This window comes from Synechocystis sp. PCC 6714, from assembly GCF_000478825.2.
GTDB lineage: Bacteria > Cyanobacteriota > Cyanobacteriia > Cyanobacteriales > Microcystaceae > Synechocystis.
In genome coordinates this window covers 2,673,913-2,689,685 of the sequence record NZ_CP007542.1, presented here as the reverse complement: position 1 = coordinate 2,689,685, position 15,773 = coordinate 2,673,913, and the positions used below count along the sequence as shown (strand labels likewise).

Annotated in this window: 13 protein-coding genes; 7 read left to right on the top strand and 6 right to left on the bottom strand. The window is 49.5% G+C overall.

Annotated elements, in window-relative coordinates:
- Window positions 1-116: 116 nt before the first annotated feature.
- On the top strand, window positions 117-1,274 hold the full coding sequence (locus D082_RS12320; RefSeq protein ID WP_028947355.1) for a hypothetical protein: 1,158 nt from the start codon (window positions 117-119) through the stop codon (window positions 1,272-1,274).
- Between the two features lie 38 nt (window positions 1,275-1,312).
- On the opposite strand, the gene D082_RS12315 is transcribed toward D082_RS12320, so the two are convergent.
- The 5 genes from D082_RS12315 to D082_RS12300 all read right to left on the bottom strand — a co-directional run bounded on the left by D082_RS12315 (window position 1,313) and on the right by D082_RS12300 (window position 6,093).
- Complete coding sequence (locus tag D082_RS12315; RefSeq protein WP_028947356.1) at window positions 1,313-3,850, bottom strand: mannose-1-phosphate guanyltransferase; 2,538 nt, start codon at window positions 3,848-3,850, stop codon at window positions 1,313-1,315.
- A gap of 115 nt (window positions 3,851-3,965) precedes the next feature.
- Window positions 3,966-4,196, bottom strand: a complete 231-nt coding sequence (locus D082_RS19425; RefSeq protein WP_238546722.1) for a hypothetical protein — start codon at window positions 4,194-4,196, stop codon at window positions 3,966-3,968.
- 144 nt (window positions 4,197-4,340) lie between these two features.
- Window positions 4,341-4,739, bottom strand: coding sequence for a hypothetical protein (locus D082_RS19080; protein ID WP_238546721.1), 399 nt, complete (start codon window positions 4,737-4,739; stop codon window positions 4,341-4,343).
- A 31-nt stretch (window positions 4,740-4,770) separates the two neighbouring features.
- Window positions 4,771-5,754, bottom strand: coding sequence for a porphobilinogen synthase (gene hemB, locus D082_RS12305; protein WP_028947357.1), 984 nt, complete (start codon window positions 5,752-5,754; stop codon window positions 4,771-4,773).
- Between the two features lie 240 nt (window positions 5,755-5,994).
- Window positions 5,995-6,093: a cytochrome b6 gene (locus D082_RS12300; protein WP_010872692.1), complete on the bottom strand. Its 99-nt coding sequence runs from the start codon at window positions 6,091-6,093 to the stop codon at window positions 5,995-5,997.
- Between the two features lie 81 nt (window positions 6,094-6,174).
- Between D082_RS12300 and aroB the strand changes: the two genes are divergently transcribed.
- Both aroB and D082_RS12290 read left to right on the top strand, forming a co-directional pair.
- Window positions 6,175-7,260, top strand: a complete 1,086-nt coding sequence (gene aroB / locus D082_RS12295) for a 3-dehydroquinate synthase (RefSeq protein ID WP_028947358.1) — start codon at window positions 6,175-6,177, stop codon at window positions 7,258-7,260.
- A 134-nt stretch (window positions 7,261-7,394) separates the two neighbouring features.
- Window positions 7,395-10,580 (top strand): efflux RND transporter permease subunit, encoded by a 3,186-nt coding sequence (locus tag D082_RS12290; protein ID WP_028947359.1) that lies wholly within the window; start codon window positions 7,395-7,397, stop codon window positions 10,578-10,580.
- A gap of 26 nt (window positions 10,581-10,606) precedes the next feature.
- On the opposite strand, the gene D082_RS12285 is transcribed toward D082_RS12290, so the two are convergent.
- Window positions 10,607-11,026 (bottom strand): DUF2358 domain-containing protein, encoded by a 420-nt coding sequence (locus D082_RS12285; protein WP_051738842.1) that lies wholly within the window; start codon window positions 11,024-11,026, stop codon window positions 10,607-10,609.
- Window positions 11,027-11,076: 50 nt separating this feature from the next.
- Here D082_RS12285 and pgk point away from each other — a divergent pair, with 50 nt between their 5' ends.
- The 4 genes from pgk to D082_RS12265 all read left to right on the top strand — a co-directional run bounded on the left by pgk (window position 11,077) and on the right by D082_RS12265 (window position 15,744).
- The gene (gene pgk, locus D082_RS12280) at window positions 11,077-12,279 is read left to right on the top strand and encodes a phosphoglycerate kinase (RefSeq protein ID WP_028947361.1); all 1,203 of its coding nucleotides are present in this window, start codon (window positions 11,077-11,079) and stop codon (window positions 12,277-12,279) included.
- 279 nt (window positions 12,280-12,558) lie between these two features.
- Window positions 12,559-13,479, top strand: a complete 921-nt coding sequence (locus tag D082_RS12275; protein WP_028947362.1) for a LysR family transcriptional regulator — start codon at window positions 12,559-12,561, stop codon at window positions 13,477-13,479.
- A gap of 185 nt (window positions 13,480-13,664) precedes the next feature.
- On the top strand, window positions 13,665-15,092 hold the full coding sequence (gene gnd, locus D082_RS12270) for a decarboxylating NADP(+)-dependent phosphogluconate dehydrogenase (protein ID WP_028947363.1): 1,428 nt from the start codon (window positions 13,665-13,667) through the stop codon (window positions 15,090-15,092).
- An 82-nt stretch (window positions 15,093-15,174) separates the two neighbouring features.
- Complete coding sequence (locus D082_RS12265) at window positions 15,175-15,744, top strand: Uma2 family endonuclease (RefSeq protein WP_028947364.1); 570 nt, start codon at window positions 15,175-15,177, stop codon at window positions 15,742-15,744.
- The last annotated feature ends 29 nt before the right edge of the window (window positions 15,745-15,773 follow it).

The following is a 15,773-nucleotide window of genomic DNA, read 5'->3' as shown; positions in this document are numbered from 1 at the left end:
TCTAAGTCCTTGGAGTCTTATCCAGGGTTGCGCTCCTTTGCCCGGCCGCCGCCGAATCAACCACATATTAGCAGATTCACCCCTGTCGTCTGTTCCACTAATGTCAAATTGTCCTGATGGTTACTGCCATGAGTCCTGCTAAGCTGACCGACACCGATAAGCAAGAGTTGGTTGACCTTTACCGTCAAACTCCCGCCACCACCACTACCCTGGCGGAACGTTTTGGGGTGAGCGTTTCCACCGTTAGTCGTCTTCTCAAAATGGCGATCGCCAGTGGGGAGTATGAAACTTTGGTGCAGGAAAAAAGAGGAAACAAAAGCCCTAAAATTGACGCCCAACTAACTTTGCCCCTGCCCGACTCGGAAAAGGCGCCAGTGGTACTCCAGGTGAATAAACCGGTCAATAAACCATTGTCAATAGTGCCGGAGGTTGCCAGTGAATCTGAATCCAACAGTCAGGATAGCTCCACCACCGTTAACCAAGGGCGGCGGGTGCGTTCCAGGAAAAGGTCCAGTGCGGATTCCGTCTCTCGAGAGATAAATCAGCCTGAAAAAACTTCCGGCAAGACTGGGCACGGCAAACCCACAGTGGAAGTGGTTAGCGTAGTCAACAAAGTTAAAAAAATAGACCCTCCGGCGATCGTTGCTCCCCCTGCGGAGCAATCCATAGCAACGGAATGGGAAAATTCCATCACCGAAGCCCAAGTACAATCAGATTCCCCCATAACCCAGCGCCCCCAGATTATTTCAATTAAATCCTCTGCCCTGGATGAAATTGTTAAGGACATAGACGAAGATTTAGACTTGCTCGACGACGAAGCCATTGATGCCCTTGATGATGATGACGAGGATGATGACCAAGACGACGACTTCGAAGATGGGCTGGATGACTTCGATGACGACCAAGAAGATGAGTTCTCCACTCCTCCAGTTACCGCCAAAAAAGCGCCAAGAAACACCGAGGCAGTGGTCTCGATTCTGCCCCTAGTGGGGGCAACCATGCCAAAGAATTGCTACCTTGTGGTGGACCGGAGGGGAGAATTGATTGTCCGTCCCCTCAAAGAGTTTAGTTTTGATGGGGTACTGCCCCCCGGGGAAGTCCAAGCTAAAACCCTGCCCGTTTTCGATAATCATCGGGTGGCTCGCCGCTTTTCCCTACGGACCCAAAAAGTAATTCGACTCCCCGATGCAGGCATGGTGCAAAAAACCGCCCAGGCTTTAAAGTCCAAGGGTATCACTAGGGTGTTTATGGGCGGACAAGTATATTCTCTCTGAGCATCCCGACGGGGCCAACCGGCAGACTCCAATCCCCATCAAGCAAAGTGTTGGTAGGACTCTTCCTGGGCATCACTGATAAAATTCAACACTTGGGCTTGGTAATGGCGCAACTTGTCATCTACCCAGTGGCGGTTTTCACTATTGGCATAAATATGAACTAATGGCTCCCCGGCATCGGGCAAAATCAACACCCAGTTGTCAGCGTTGGCAAAAGTTACCTTCACTCCATCCACTAGTTCGATGTGCTGGTCTCGATGAATTTCCACTAAATGACGCATCAGAGCGCCCTTAATTTTCCAAGAGCAACGGACAGTGCAACTGTTGTGGTAGAGGTAGACCGTTGGTAATTCTGCGCGCACTTCCCCCAGGGTGCGTCCTTGTACAGTCAGCATTTCCATGATTTTGGCAATGCAAAACATGGCATCAAAACCAGGATGCAGACGGGGAAAAATAAAGCCCGTTTCCCCACTTCCCCCTAGAACGACATTATGGCTCGACTGGGCGGCGGCCATCAAAGCGGTGGGATTGGCCTTGGTGCGTAAAACTTTCCCCCCATGGCGGCGGGCCAATTGTTCCACGGCACTGGAGGCTTGTACGGGCACCACAATGGTTCCCCGGGGAGAAGCTGTCAACATCATATGTACCATTAATGCTGTCAATAGTTCCCCCCGAATGGGTAGGCCCCCTTCATCCACTAAAGTAAGTTGTTCTCCGTTGGCGGAAACCTGCACACCCAAATTAGCCTGTAACGCCGATACTACTTGCCCCAACTGACTGAGCAAAACCTCCTTTTCTTCGTTGGAAACGGCAGTTTGTCGTAGGCTGGCATTGAGTACCACTGCATCGCAACCGAATTTAGTTAACAGCAAGGGCAGAATGGCCCCGGATACCCCATAGGCGTAATCGATGACAATTTTCGCCCCATCGCTGTTGATGGTGTCCATGTCCAGCAGTTTCTCAAAGGTGTGGCAGTAGGTTTCCAGCACCTGAGCTGGATAGGACATATCGCCGATTTGGGGAATGCTTACCCGCCGTAAATCTTCCTTGAAGTAGGCCCCCTCAATTTTTTTCTCGGTCTTTTTGGAGATGTTAATGCCTTGGCTATCTAAAAATTCAATTAGTAAGTAGTCCGGGCGATCGGGGTGGATCCGCACATGGATACCACCAGCAACTTTCAATTTCGGCGTCATGGTGCGGGCAATGGGAATGGCGGTAGCTTCCAGGTTTTGGATATTGACCCCCACGGACATCAGACCAGCAATGAGGGAACGGGTCACCATGCGGGAGACGTTGCGCTGATCCCGGGAAACAACAATTTCCGCTCCGGGTTTGAGGGAAGAACCGTAGGCGGCCCCCAATTTCACAGCAAATTCAGGGGTCATGTCAATGTTGACAATGCCGGAAACACCCCTCTGTCCAAATAGATTCCGGTGGCCGGTGCTGCCCCAAATTAAATTGATATTGAGGATGGCCCCCGGTTCTACCCGTTTACTGGGCCAAACTTTGACGTTGGAGTTAATCTGAGCTTCTTCCCCAATGATGCATAGGGGACCAATCACGGCCCCTTCGAGGATTTGCACCCGTCGTTCCACCCGACAACCCCGTCCCACCACGCAGGCGGCCAGGTATGCTTCGTCGCCAATGAGTACACCGTTCCAAATAATGGCCCGTTTCAGTTCTGCCCCAGCGCCGATGGTGACATTATCGCCAATGATGGTGCCCGCTTCTAACCGCGTTCCTGGGCCAATGTTGCAGTTGTCCCCGATCGCCAGGGGGGGGATGAGCACAGCACTGGGGTCAATGGTGGTATGCTCACCGATCCAAATATCAGAATGGCGCGGGAGATTACCCAATTCCAGAGAAACCTTTTTTTCTAGGGCATCGTATTGGGCTTCTCGATAGGCATCCAAGTTACCAACGTCGCACCAGTAGCCATCGGCGACAAAACCATACATAGGTTCGCCATTTTCCAGCAGGAGGGGAAATAAATCCTTGGAAAAATCCATTTCTTCCTTAGGGGGCAGATAAGTCAACACTTCTGGCTCCAGAATATAGGTGCCCGTATTGACGGTGTCGGAAAAAACTTCACTGGTGGAGGGCTTTTCTAAAAACCTTTGCACCCGCTGATTCTCGTCGGTGATGACCACGCCAAATTCAAGGGGGTTGGGCACTTTGGTCAAAATTAACGTGGCCTTAGCCTGTTTTTGCTTGTGGAAGGCGATCGCCGCTGTGAGGTTAAAGTCGGTAATGCTATCACCACTGATGACCAGAAATGTATCGTCCAACAACTCTTCAATATTTTTGACACAACCCGCTGTTCCCAAGGGATGTTCATCCTCGACTGCATAGGTCATTTGAACGCCAAATTCACTACCATCCAAAAAATAATCCCGCATGGCATCGGGGAGGTAGTGCAGAGTGGCCACCACTTCAGTGATGTTATGGCGACGGAGCAAATGGATAATGTGGGCGGCGATCGGTTGATTAACAATGGGCACCATGGGCTTTGGCAGATCGCAAGTCAGGGGTCTCAAACGGGTGCCTGCCCCCCCTGCCATCAACACAGCTCGCATTATTTACTACCTCGGTGACGGGTTTCTGTTCCAATCTTAAGGTAAACCATTGACCCCGACCGCGGCTCCCTGACATTGGTGGTGGCCGGTGCATAGCCCATACCTTCCGGTGAATCTAGGGCCCCTCGGGATCAATGCCCTGGGCCCGTAACAATTCCGCCAGGCGATCGGCCCGTTGTTTTTCCTGATCAGCCCTGACCTTTTCAGCTCGGGCCAATTCTGAACCCCAGAGGAGTAAATCTCCCGATTCTGTCCACCAGCGCAACCAATGACAATGTTGCCCCTGGCGCACCGCGTAGCGGATCTCTGCGAGATCGCCTTCCCAAATGCCGAGGAAAAGATCCAACCCTGCAATCCAAAATCTTCCTTCCGCTTGGGGAGATTCGGGCTGATATTGGCCTCCACCGTCAAGTTTGTAAACTTCTAAGTGGGGAGTTTTCAGGTCGAAAATGCAATAGTAGGGGACTTTGAGAATTTGTTCATAGAAAAACTATTTCCCCGGTGGAAAAGTAGGTTTAGCAGAATATTCCCCCCCTTCCATTTCGGAGATAAATTCCATGACGATGGCGGGTAGATCCCCTTGGAGTTGGGGAGTATAACTACGCTCCACCTCAGCCTGGGGAACAGTGATGTTGGGAACATAGGACCAGTCGGGAGCTTTGACCACAAACTGGCCGTCCAAACGGGCGCAAATGCCGTAGTTGGTGGTGGTTAAACTTTGGTTAGATAACTTTCCCCCCTGGTGGAGGGCATCGGATAAAGCCGCCGCTAACAGGGGTTGATTAATATTGTCTACGGGAGCATCGGGCAAAATAAAATCGTCGGGTAACTTTTCCCAACTAACCTGGGGAGTCTCCTCAATGGGAGGGGAAACCAAAGCTTGCACCATGGCCAGTTCTCCATGTCACGCTTTTGTTAGCTTAACCCTGTAGCCAGCGGGCCGCATCCTTGGCGTGGTAGGTCAAAATTAGATCTGCCCCCGCCCGTTTAAAACTGGTGAGGGTTTCCAGGGTAACTTTTTGTTCGTCGATCCAACCGTTTAGGGCGGCTGCCTTAACCATGGAATATTCCCCAGAAACGTTGTAGGCCGCCACCGGCAGATTGGTCATTTCCTTAATGCGCCAAATAATATCCATGTAGGACAAAGCTGGTTTGACCATGACCATGTCCGCTCCTTCGAGCAAATCCAACTCCACTTCTTTCAACGCTTCCCGACTATTACCCGGGTCCATCTGGTACGTCCGGCGATCGCCAAATTGGGGAGAGGAATCTGCCGCATCCCGGAAGGGGCCGTAATAGGCCGAAGCATACTTAGCCGCATAGGAAAGAATGGGGATATTTTGGAAATCATGGTCATCCAAAGCTTCCCGAATGGCCTGGACAAAACCATCCATCATCCCCGAAGGTGCAATAATATCTGCCCCGGCATTGGCCTGGGAAACAGCGGTTTTTTTCAATAATTCCAGGGTGGGATCGTTTAATACCCGGCCGGTTAAATCCCCCGTTTGTAGATAACCACAGTGGCCATGGTCGGTATATTCACACAAACAGGTATCGACAATCACCACCAAATCCGGCACTGCTTTCTTCACTGCTTCTGTGGCCTTTTGGACAATGCCGCAATCATGCCAAGCTCCGGTGGCATCGGTGTCCTTATCTTCGGGAATACCAAATAAAATGATGGCCGGAATGCCTAAATCCCGCACTTCTTTGGCTTCGTCAACAATTTTATCCACCGACAGTTGGTAAACCCCCGGCATGGAAACCACTTCCTTGGCGACACTGCTACCGGGCACGGCAAACAGAGGATAAATCAAATCATTGACGGTGAGGGTATTTTCCCTAACCATGCGGCGAAGAACATCAGTTTGGCGCAGACGACGGGGACGGATGGTGGGGAACATGGTGATGCTTAAATATTTTGATTAATTTAGTTTGATTAGATAAGAATAAATTTAGAAATTTCTAATTTCTTTCGGTTTTACCCAATTTTTACTGCCCAAGAACTGGTTGCAAACAGTGGCGATCGCCCGAAACAATTCCGTTGGAAACAAGCTTGAAGTCGATCATCCCTACGAAAAAGTTTGGGGAAAGCCCTGACACCAGTTCTTAATTAATTGGGCAATTGAAGACTTGAAGATTTATTAAATTAGCTTGACAAAGCGCAGACCATATAGGAGACCCAAAGTTACTCCCGTAAAAACAGCAATATAACCAATAAAAATACCAACACCAGCGGCCATAATTTTGTTCCTCGCTTTGATAAAAACGTTGTAATTGTTTGCTATTGTACGATCCAGCGCCGCCGATTGAACCAGCAACTTATGGCTACCACCATCTCCGTTCCTCTGCCCCAGTCCCCCTATCAAGTGCAAATCGCCCCGGGGAGTTTAGGGGAAATAGCGGGCCATTTAGCCCCCCTAGCTTTGGGCAAAAAAATCATGGTGGTGTCCAACCCCGAAATTTATGACCACTATGGCGAAGTTGTCATCCAAGCCCTAAAACGAGAGGGATATGAGGTTTTTCAACATTTGATTCCCGCCGGGGAAACCCATAAAACCCTTGCTTCCATCAACGGGCTTTACGATGCCGTTTTTGCAGCCAATTTGGAACGAAATTCCACCATGGTTGCCCTGGGGGGAGGCGTCATTGGCGATATGACAGGCTTTGGGGCGGCCACTTGGCTCCGGGGTATCAACTTTGTGCAAGTGCCAACCTCTTTATTGGCTATGGTCGATGCCTCCATTGGTGGCAAAACCGGAGTAAACCATCCCCAGGGCAAAAATTTAATTGGCGCTTTTTACCAGCCACGACTGGTGTACATTGACCCCCTTGTGTTAAAAACTTTGCCGGAGCGGGAATTTCGGGCTGGCATGGCGGAAGTAATTAAATACGGGGTAATTTGGGATCCAGATTTATTTACTGCTCTGGAAGAAGCGGAAGATTTATCCGGTATCGATCGCCTACCGGCGGAATTACTGACGCAAATTATCCAACGGTCCTGCCAAGCCAAGGTGGATGTGGTTAGTCAAGATGAAAAGGAAGCGGGGTTACGGGCCATTCTTAACTACGGTCACACCATTGGCCATGGGGTGGAAAGTTTAACGGGCTACGGGGTAATCAATCACGGAGAAGCGGTGGGCATTGGCATGGAAGCGGCGGCCAAAATTGCCCATTACCTAGGACTTTGTGACCAATCCCTAGGCGATCGCCAACGGCAATTATTGCTTAAAACTAAGTTACCCACTGAGATTCCCCAGAGTTTGGCAGTGGATGACTTACTGGCAAGTTTACTGCACGACAAAAAAGTCAAAGCGGGTAAAGTTCGCTTTATTCTCCCGACGGCGATCGGTGAAGTAACTATCAGTGATGCCGCCACCGACGAAGTTATCAAGGCAACGTTAGCGTAATATCAAACTGAAATCCTGTGGGGCTGAAGATCAACCCAAAGAAGGTTAGGCAATTGTTAAAGGTATGTAACAATGTGGCAGAATCGGCTGGAGATTGAGCCGGTTTGTGCCAACCAATTGCCCTTTTCCCTGCCATGTTTGTTGATTTTTTCATTAAACGCCCTGTTTTCTCCAGCGTTTGCGCCATCATCATCCTGCTGGTGGGGACAATCAGCATTTTTAGCTTGCCGATCGCCCAATTTCCGGAAGTAGCCCCGACCACAATTCAGGTTAGTTCCAACTACAGCGGTGCCAATGCGGAAGTGGTGGAAAGGGCCGTCACCGACATTTTAGAACGGCAGATCAACGGGGTGCAGGGGATGCGCTACATTTCCTCCACCAGTAGTAATGATGGCACCAGTAGCATTACCGTTACCTTTGACCGGAGTCAAAATAAAGACATTGCCGCCGTTGATGTGCAAAATCGGGTGGCCCTAGCGGAACCCCAACTGCCCGAAGCAGTGAGAAGAACGGGCATTAGGGTTAACAAAGAATCCAACGCTCTCCTGTTGGGTATTGGCATCACTAGCCCCAATGGCCAGTACGACAACATTTTCCTAAGTAACTACGCTGATCGCTATCTGGTGGATCCCATCCGCCGGCTGGAAGGGGTGGGGGATGTACGCATTTTTGGGGAAAGGCTCTATGCCATGCGCCTCTGGGTAGATCCAATGAAATTGGCTGCCCAACAATTGACCATGGCGGATCTAAGTCGGGCTCTGCAGGAACAGAATTTACAGGTGGGGGCTGGGCAAATTGGAGCGGAACCCGCACCGCCGGGGCAAGAGTATCAGCTAGACCTTTTGGCTAGTAGTCAGTTAACGGACGTAAATGACTTTGAAAACTTAATTGTTAAATCCGGGGCCAACGGCTCTGTGGTCAGGTTTAAGGATATTGGTCGGGTGGAATTGGGGGCTCAAAACTACAGCAGTTTTCTACGCTTTCGAGGTCAGGAAGCGGTGGGGTTAGGCATTTATCAACTGTTGGACAGTAATGCCTTGGAAGTAGCCCGCTTGGTCAGGGACGAAATGGCCCGTTTAGCCCAAAACTTTCCCGAAGGCATTGAATATAACGTTGCCTTTGATACCACTGAATTTGTGCAGGAGTCCCTCTCAGAAGTGGTGGAAACCCTGCTCATCGCCGTGGTTCTAGTAATTCTCGTAATTCTCGTTTTTCTCCAGGATTGGCGATCAGCTTTAATCCCCGCTTTAACCATTCCCCTGGCACTAATTGGCACCTTTGCTTTTGTCAAGGTCTTTAACTTTTCCATTAACAGTTTGACCCTGTTTGGTTTAACCCTGGCCACGGGGCTAGTGGTGGATGATGCCATCATTGTGGTGGAGCAAATTAGCCGTTTTATCAAAGTGAAACACGAAGATCCCCAGGAAGCAGCCCAGGAGGCCATGGGGGAATTAACGGGGGCAGTAATTGCCACTTCTTTAGTGTTGATGGCGGTGTTTATTCCGGTGGCTTTTTTCCCCGGCACCACGGGGGCTTTATATCAACAATTTGCCCTCACCATCGCTTTTTCCATTCTCCTTTCCACTTTTCTGGCCCTGACCCTCACCCCGTCCCTCTGTGCTTTGTTACTGCGGGAAGGCCAAGAACCACCGGCTTTTATTGCGGGCTTTTTCAATTGGTTTAACCGGGTACTAGACATTGTCAAAAATAGCTACGGTGATGCGTTAGCTAAATTGATCAATTTTCGGATGTGGGTAATTGGGGTATTTGCATTATTGATTGGCGCCACCGCTTGGCTTTACATTACTGTCCCCACCGCGTTTTTACCGGAGGAAGACCAAGGTTATTTCATCACCATCATCCAAGCTCCCCAGGGGGTTTCCCTCCAGTACACTAGCCGGGTAATGGCCCAGGTGGAAAAGGAATTGCTAGCGGTGCCGGAAATTACAGCTACGTTTGCGGTGGGGGGGTTTAGCTTTAGTGGCAATAGCCCCAACCAAGGGATTATTTTTAGCCGCCTCAAGCCCTGGGCGGAAAGGACTGCCCCGAACCAATCCGTCCAGGCTATTATCGGCCAGATGTTTGGTAAATTTTCCCAAATTCCTGAGGCTAATATTATTCCCATTAACCCTCCTCCTATTCGGGGTTTAGGGCAATTTGGCGGTTTTGACTTTCAGTTACAAGATTTACGGGTCAATAGTGAGCTGGATACTATGGTGGGTACCATGGGAGAAATCCTCGGCGCCGCCAACCAAAATCCGGCTTTAACCAGGGTATTTAGTACTTTCCAAGCCAATAATCCCCAGTTAATTGTCAATGTCAATCGCAACAAAGCTAAAAGCTTAGGGGTGCCGGTGGACCAAATTTTCCAGACCATGGAAACGGCGTTGGGTTCTAGCTATGTCAATGATTTTGTCCTCCAGGGTCGGACCTATCGGGTTTATCTCCAGGCCGATGAGCAGTTCCGCAGTAGCCCGGAGGATATCAGTCGTCTCTATGTCCGCAGTGAGTCAGGCACAATGATTCCCATGGCGAATTTGGTGACGGTGACCCAGGATGTGGGGGCGCCGATTATTACCCATTACAATCTTTTTCGCTCGATCGCCATTACGGGATCTGCCAACTTTGGGGTTAGTACGGGGCAAGCGATGGATGCCATGGCGGCGATCGCCCGACAGGTAATGCCACCGGGATTTGATTTTCAATGGTCGGGCATTTCGCTGGAGGAGATGGGTTCCCAGGGCCAGGCACCCCTGATTTTTGGCCTGGGTTTATTGTTTGTCTTTCTGGTGCTAGCCGCCCAGTATGAAAATTACGTTGATCCGGTGATTATTCTACTCAGCGTGCCCCTGGCCATTTTGGGAGCATTGACAGCCCAGACCTTACGGGGTTTTCCCAATGACGTGTACTGCCAAATTGGTTTAGTGATGTTGATTGGTCTTTCCAGTAAAAACGCCATTTTGATTGTGGAATTTGCCAATCAGCTACGGGCGGAAGGTTATCCCATTGCTAAGGCCGCCCTGGAAGCCGCCAAGGATCGTCTCCGACCCATTTTAATGACAGCCCTTTCCACCCTCTTTGGTATTTTTCCCTTGGCGATCGCCACTGGAGCGGGGGCCGGTAGTCGCCAGGCATTAGGTACAGCAGTATTTGGCGGCATGTTGGTGGCCACTTTCCTCAGCCTATTTGTGGTGCCAATTTTATACATTGTCGTCAAAACCATCAGTGGGCAACTTTTGCACCCTGAATCAACTCCATCGGAACCTCTCCCGGAAACTCAGTCCCAGGGCCCAGCCCCAGCGCCCCACCAGAATGGCTAGGAGAGGATGTCAATGTTTGTGGCTATTCAAGTCCGAAAATGTTGTTTCAGCACATTCCAGGGAGAGCAGTCCCAGTAATCAATGTGGGCAACAATTAATCCCCCTTCGTTGAGGGTAAGTTCACTGTGACCACTGATGGTAATTCTCGGTTGCCAAGGCAGGGGCGAAGTCCAACCTAATGTCCAACGGGTGGTGATTTGTTTTTCCACCTGGGCAATGTCGTGTAATTGTAAATCGATCGCCCGAAACCAGCGGGCCAGGAACTGGATCATTTTTTCGTAACGGGCCAAGCCCCGAAATTGACTGAGGGGATCTTGGAAATAAACATCTGGGTCGTAGATGCTGAAAGTTTGCTGCCGGGGGAAATTGGCATAGTCCCGTTGCAGGATGGTCAGAATGCTATCATCGGGGGTCATTTTTGGGCTTTCCATTGTCGGCGGGAACATTGACTGGTTTAATTTTGTTAAGTTTATTTGACATTTAGGAGGAAAAGGTTTTGTCTAAGCAATCGATCGCCAATTTGACCGAGGCGGATCTGGCGGGGAAACGGGTTTTTGTGCGGGTGGATTTCAACGTACCTTTAGATAATGGCAGTATCACCGACGACACCAGGATTCGGGCTGCCTTGCCCACCATCAAAGATCTCCTCAGCAAAGGGGCTAAAGTTATTTTAGGTAGTCATTTTGGCCGTCCCAAAGGCAAAGTGGTGGACAGCATGCGCCTGACCCCCGTTGGCGATCGCCTAGGGGAATTGTTGGGACAACCCGTGGTCAAATGCGACGATTGCATTGGGGCTGAAGTGGCGGCAAAAATTGCCAGCTTGCCCAATGGCGGTGTAGCTCTGTTGGAAAATCTCCGTTTCTATGCCGGAGAAGAAGGCAACGATGCAGAATTTGCCAAGGCATTAGCAGCCAATGCCGACCTCTACGTTAACGATGCCTTTGGCACTGCCCACCGGGCCCACGCTTCCACCGAAGGGGTAACCCATTTCCTCAGCCCCAACGTGGCGGGTTATCTGATCGAAAAAGAATTACAGTTCCTCCAAGGGGCCATCGAATCCCCCAAACGTCCCCTGGTGGCCATTGTGGGGGGCTCCAAAGTATCCAGCAAAATTGGTGTGATTGAAACCCTGTTGGATAAGTGTGACAAGCTGATCATCGGCGGCGGCATGATTTTCACTTTCTACAAAGCCCAGGGTTTGAGCACCGGTAAATCCCTGGTGGAAGAAGACAAATTAGAATTGGCTACCACATTAATGGCTAAAGCCAAGGAAAAAGGCGTAGAGTTTCTGTTACCTACCGATGTGGTTGTAGCGGATAACTTTGCCCCCGATGCCAACGACCAAACCGTTAGCGTTGATGCCATCCCCGATGGTTGGATGGGTCTGGATATCGGCCCCGATTCCATTAAAACCTTCCAAGCGGCCCTCGAAGGTTGTGGCACCGTGATCTGGAATGGCCCCATGGGAGTCTTTGAGTTTGAAAAATTTGCTAAGGGAACTGAGGCGATCGCCCATAGTTTGGCTGGATTAACCGAAACTGGCACTGTCACTATCATTGGTGGTGGTGACTCCGTAGCCGCGGTGGAAAAAGTGGGGGTGGCGGAAAAAATGAGCCACATCTCCACCGGTGGTGGCGCTAGTCTGGAATTGCTGGAAGGCAAAGTTCTGCCCGGCATCGCTGCTTTGGACGACAAATAAAATTAGTCCAAGGGATTAGTTTTGGTAAAGATTTCCCCGCTGACCTTTAGGCAAGGTTATGGAAAAAAATCTTTACTCAAATTTGTGGACCACTTAACTTTAGAACGCTGAAAAACTCCTCAGAAATTTACGGGAAGATGGATAACAATTCGTCCTCCCGCTTTTTTTGCTTCCATTATCATTGCCCGAAGAAAAGTACATCAATAACAGTTTGGAGAAATGGAAAATGCTATAGCTAAAAAGAGTTTATTATCTCACTTTTTCCCCGAAAACCAACCTATGCGACTAGAACAGTTACAGGCTTTTTTAAAAGTTGCAGAACTAGGCAGTTTTCAGCAGGCATCATTACAATCAGAAGTGACCCAATCTACCATCAGTAGGCAAATTCAGGGTTTAGAATCCGCGCTTAAATGTCAACTATTTCACCGGGGAGCCCAGGCTAAGCTAACGGTAGCGGGGGAATTATTTCTGCGGCGGGCAAGGAAAATTTGTCAGGAATGGGACATAGCTAGTGAAGAAATTAGTAGCCTTTTTCAGGGTAAACAAACGGAATTATGTGTGGCGGCAATCCATTCAGTTTGCATCTCTTCTTTGCCTACTTTATTGCCTAAGTTTTGCCTAGAACATCCTCAAATTCAATTACGGGTTACGGCCCTGGGCAGTGACCGAGCGTTGAAGGTTTTACAGGACGGCTTGGTGGATGTAGCCATTGTCATGAGTCATCGCAGTTTAACTAACACTAAGGATTTGGCCATAAAGCCCCTCTATGAAGAGCAAATTTGCGTTTTAATGGCTGGTAATCATCCCCTGAAGGAAAAAAGAACCATCACTTGGCAGGATTTAGGCCCCTATCCCCAAGTTATTTTTAAAGATGGTTACCGGATGCGCCGCTTGGTGGAAGATGAGTTCAGTCGTAGGGAAATTCCCCTCAATGTTAGCCTGGAATTAAATATTCCTGAAGCTTTTTATGGAGTAGTACAAGAAAGTGAAATGATTGCGCTGATGCCCCAATCTTTGGTTAAACCAGTGCTGGATGATCCCAATTTTTCCGTGCGCTATCTATTTTGCCCCGAGTCTGGCGATCGCCAGGATTTCCGGCGGCAGGTATCGGTGGTGACAACGGTGGATCGTTTGCAAATGCCCCCTGTGGCAGACTTTTTTGACCTAGTGGTTGCCCATTATCGCCATGGGCCACTGTGAAAATGGGTTGGCGATCGTCAATTGTTTGTCACGGGCCGAGAATTTTTACTTTGCAGGCTTTTACTCACTAATTCAAAAAACCTAATTTTTTTGGGAAAATTTTCCCTCTGGAGTAGCAAATAAAAAATGCGATGTAACCTTAAGGAAATTAACCTTGCCCAATCGTGCAATCTAACCTAGCTATTATGAATAAGCGAACCTTTGGGGTGATCGGACTGGCGGTAATGGGGGAAAACCTTGCCCTCAACGTGGAAAGTCGAGGCTTTCCCATCGCCGTATTTAACCGTTCTCCGAACAAAACTGAAAAATTCATGGCCGAACGGGCTGTGGGCAAAGATATCAAAGCCGCCTACACCGTAGAAGAATTTGTCCAACTGTTGGAGCGCCCCCGCAAAATCCTCGTGATGGTTAAAGCTGGGGGCCCCGTGGATGCGGTGATCAATGAGCTCAAACCCCTGTTGGAAGAAGGAGACATGATCATTGATGGTGGTAACTCCCTCTATGAAGATACGGAACGGCGCACCAAAGATCTGGAAGCCACCGGCCTAGGTTTTGTTGGCATGGGAGTCAGTGGAGGGGAAGAGGGTGCATTGCTAGGCCCCAGTTTAATGCCCGGTGGTACCCCGGCCGCCTACCAAGAATTGGAACCCATTCTGACCAAAATTGCCGCCCAAGTGGAGGACCCCGATAATCCCGCCTGTGTGACTTTCATTGGCCCAGGGGGAGCAGGACATTACGTCAAAATGGTCCACAACGGCATTGAGTATGGTGATATGCAACTGATCGCCGAAGCCTACGACATTTTGAAAAACGGCTTGGGCCTGAGTAACGAAAAACTCCATGAAGTTTTTGGCCAATGGAATCAGACCGATGAGTTGAACTCTTTCCTGATTGAAATCAGCACCGACATTTTTGCCTATAAAGATCCGGAAACGGGAGGCCATTTAATCGATTATATCCTCGATGCCGCTGGGCAAAAGGGCACAGGACGCTGGACGGTAATGAGCGGTTTGGAATTAGGGGTTCCTATCCCCACCATTTACGCCGCCGTTAACGCCAGGGTAATGTCCTCCCTCAAAGAAGAACGGGTGGCCGCTTCTAGCCAACTATCGGGCCCCACTAAAGCTTTTAGTGGTGACGTGGAAGCCTGGATTCCCAAAGTACGGGACGCTCTCTATTGCTCGAAAATGTGTTCCTATGCCCAGGGCATGGCCCTAATTGCCAAAGCTTCCCAGGAATTTGGTTACGACGTTAATCTGCCGGAAATCGCACGCATTTGGAAAGGCGGTTGCATTATCCGAGCCGGCTTTTTGGACAAGATTAAGAAGGCTTTCAAGGATAATCCCCAGTTGGCTAATTTGCTCCTCGCCCCAGAGTTTAAGCAAAGTATTTTGGACCGCCAGGGGCCATGGCGGGAAGTGTTGAGCCTAGCCAACGAAATGGGCATTGCGGTGCCGGCCTTTAGTTCTTCTTTGGACTACTTCGACAGCTATCGACGGGCCGTACTTCCCCAAAATCTGACCCAAGCTCAACGGGATTATTTTGGCGCTCACACCTATGAACGAACCGATAAGCCCCGGGGAGAATTTTTCCACACGGAATGGCTTGAATAGTTAGCTTGTAAAAGTTTGAAAAATGTTCTAATCCCCCCACCCTGGGGGGAATGTTCTCCAAGATTCACCATCAGAAATTAACATGAACACAGTAATGTTAAATTTAGATCAGGTTAACTTAACTAATGAGCAATTTTACAATCTGTGTATCGCTAACCCCGATCGCCAATTGGAACGTAGCCAACAGGGGGAATTAATTATCATGGCTCCGGTGGGTGGTGTGAGTGGTAACCGGGAAGCTGATTTTCTCATCGATTTAGGACTTTGGAACCGACAAACTAGGCTGGGAAAAGTTTTTAGTTCATCGACTATCTTTCGTTTGCCCCAAGGGGGCGATCGTTCCCCCGATGCCGCTTGGGTTAGCCTAGAACGATGGCAAAATCTCAGTCCTGAAGACCAGGAAAAATTTCCGCCCCTTTGTCCTGATTTTGTATTAGAATTGCGTTCCCGCACCGATCGCCTGGAAGCGCTACAAACAAAAATGGCAGAGTATTTAGCCAGTGGATTGCGGCTTGGCTGGTTGATTGATCCCCAAAGACAGGCAGTGGAAATTTATCGACTCAATAAACCCGTAGAAGTAATGTCTTTACCGGCGGTTTTAAGTGGCGAGAATGTACTGCCAAGCTTTAATTTGCAGGTGGAACGTTTCTAAAAATTAATTGGAGTTAGCAAGCAAAGAAT

Excerpts from the sequence above, each read along its gene's own strand:
- D082_RS12320 (WP_028947355.1), top strand. The coding sequence starts at position 117 with ATGGTTACTGCCATGAGTCCTGCTAAGCTGACCGACACCGATAAGCAA.
- D082_RS12315 (WP_028947356.1), bottom strand. The coding sequence starts at position 3,850 with ATGCGAGCTGTGTTGATGGCAGGGGGGGCAGGCACCCGTTTGAGACCC.
- D082_RS19080 (WP_238546721.1), bottom strand. The coding sequence starts at position 4,739 with ATGGTGCAAGCTTTGGTTTCCCCTCCCATTGAGGAGACTCCCCAGGTT.
- hemB (WP_028947357.1), bottom strand. The coding sequence starts at position 5,754 with ATGTTCCCCACCATCCGTCCCCGTCGTCTGCGCCAAACTGATGTTCTT.
- D082_RS12300 (WP_010872692.1), bottom strand. The coding sequence starts at position 6,093 with ATGGCCGCTGGTGTTGGTATTTTTATTGGTTATATTGCTGTTTTTACG.
- aroB (WP_028947358.1), top strand. The coding sequence starts at position 6,175 with ATGGCTACCACCATCTCCGTTCCTCTGCCCCAGTCCCCCTATCAAGTG.
- D082_RS12290 (WP_028947359.1), top strand. The coding sequence starts at position 7,395 with ATGTTTGTTGATTTTTTCATTAAACGCCCTGTTTTCTCCAGCGTTTGC.
- D082_RS12285 (WP_051738842.1), bottom strand. The coding sequence starts at position 11,026 with ATGTTCCCGCCGACAATGGAAAGCCCAAAAATGACCCCCGATGATAGC.
- D082_RS12275 (WP_028947362.1), top strand. The coding sequence starts at position 12,559 with ATGCGACTAGAACAGTTACAGGCTTTTTTAAAAGTTGCAGAACTAGGC.
- gnd (WP_028947363.1), top strand. The coding sequence starts at position 13,665 with ATGAATAAGCGAACCTTTGGGGTGATCGGACTGGCGGTAATGGGGGAA.
- D082_RS12265 (WP_028947364.1), top strand. The coding sequence starts at position 15,175 with ATGAACACAGTAATGTTAAATTTAGATCAGGTTAACTTAACTAATGAG.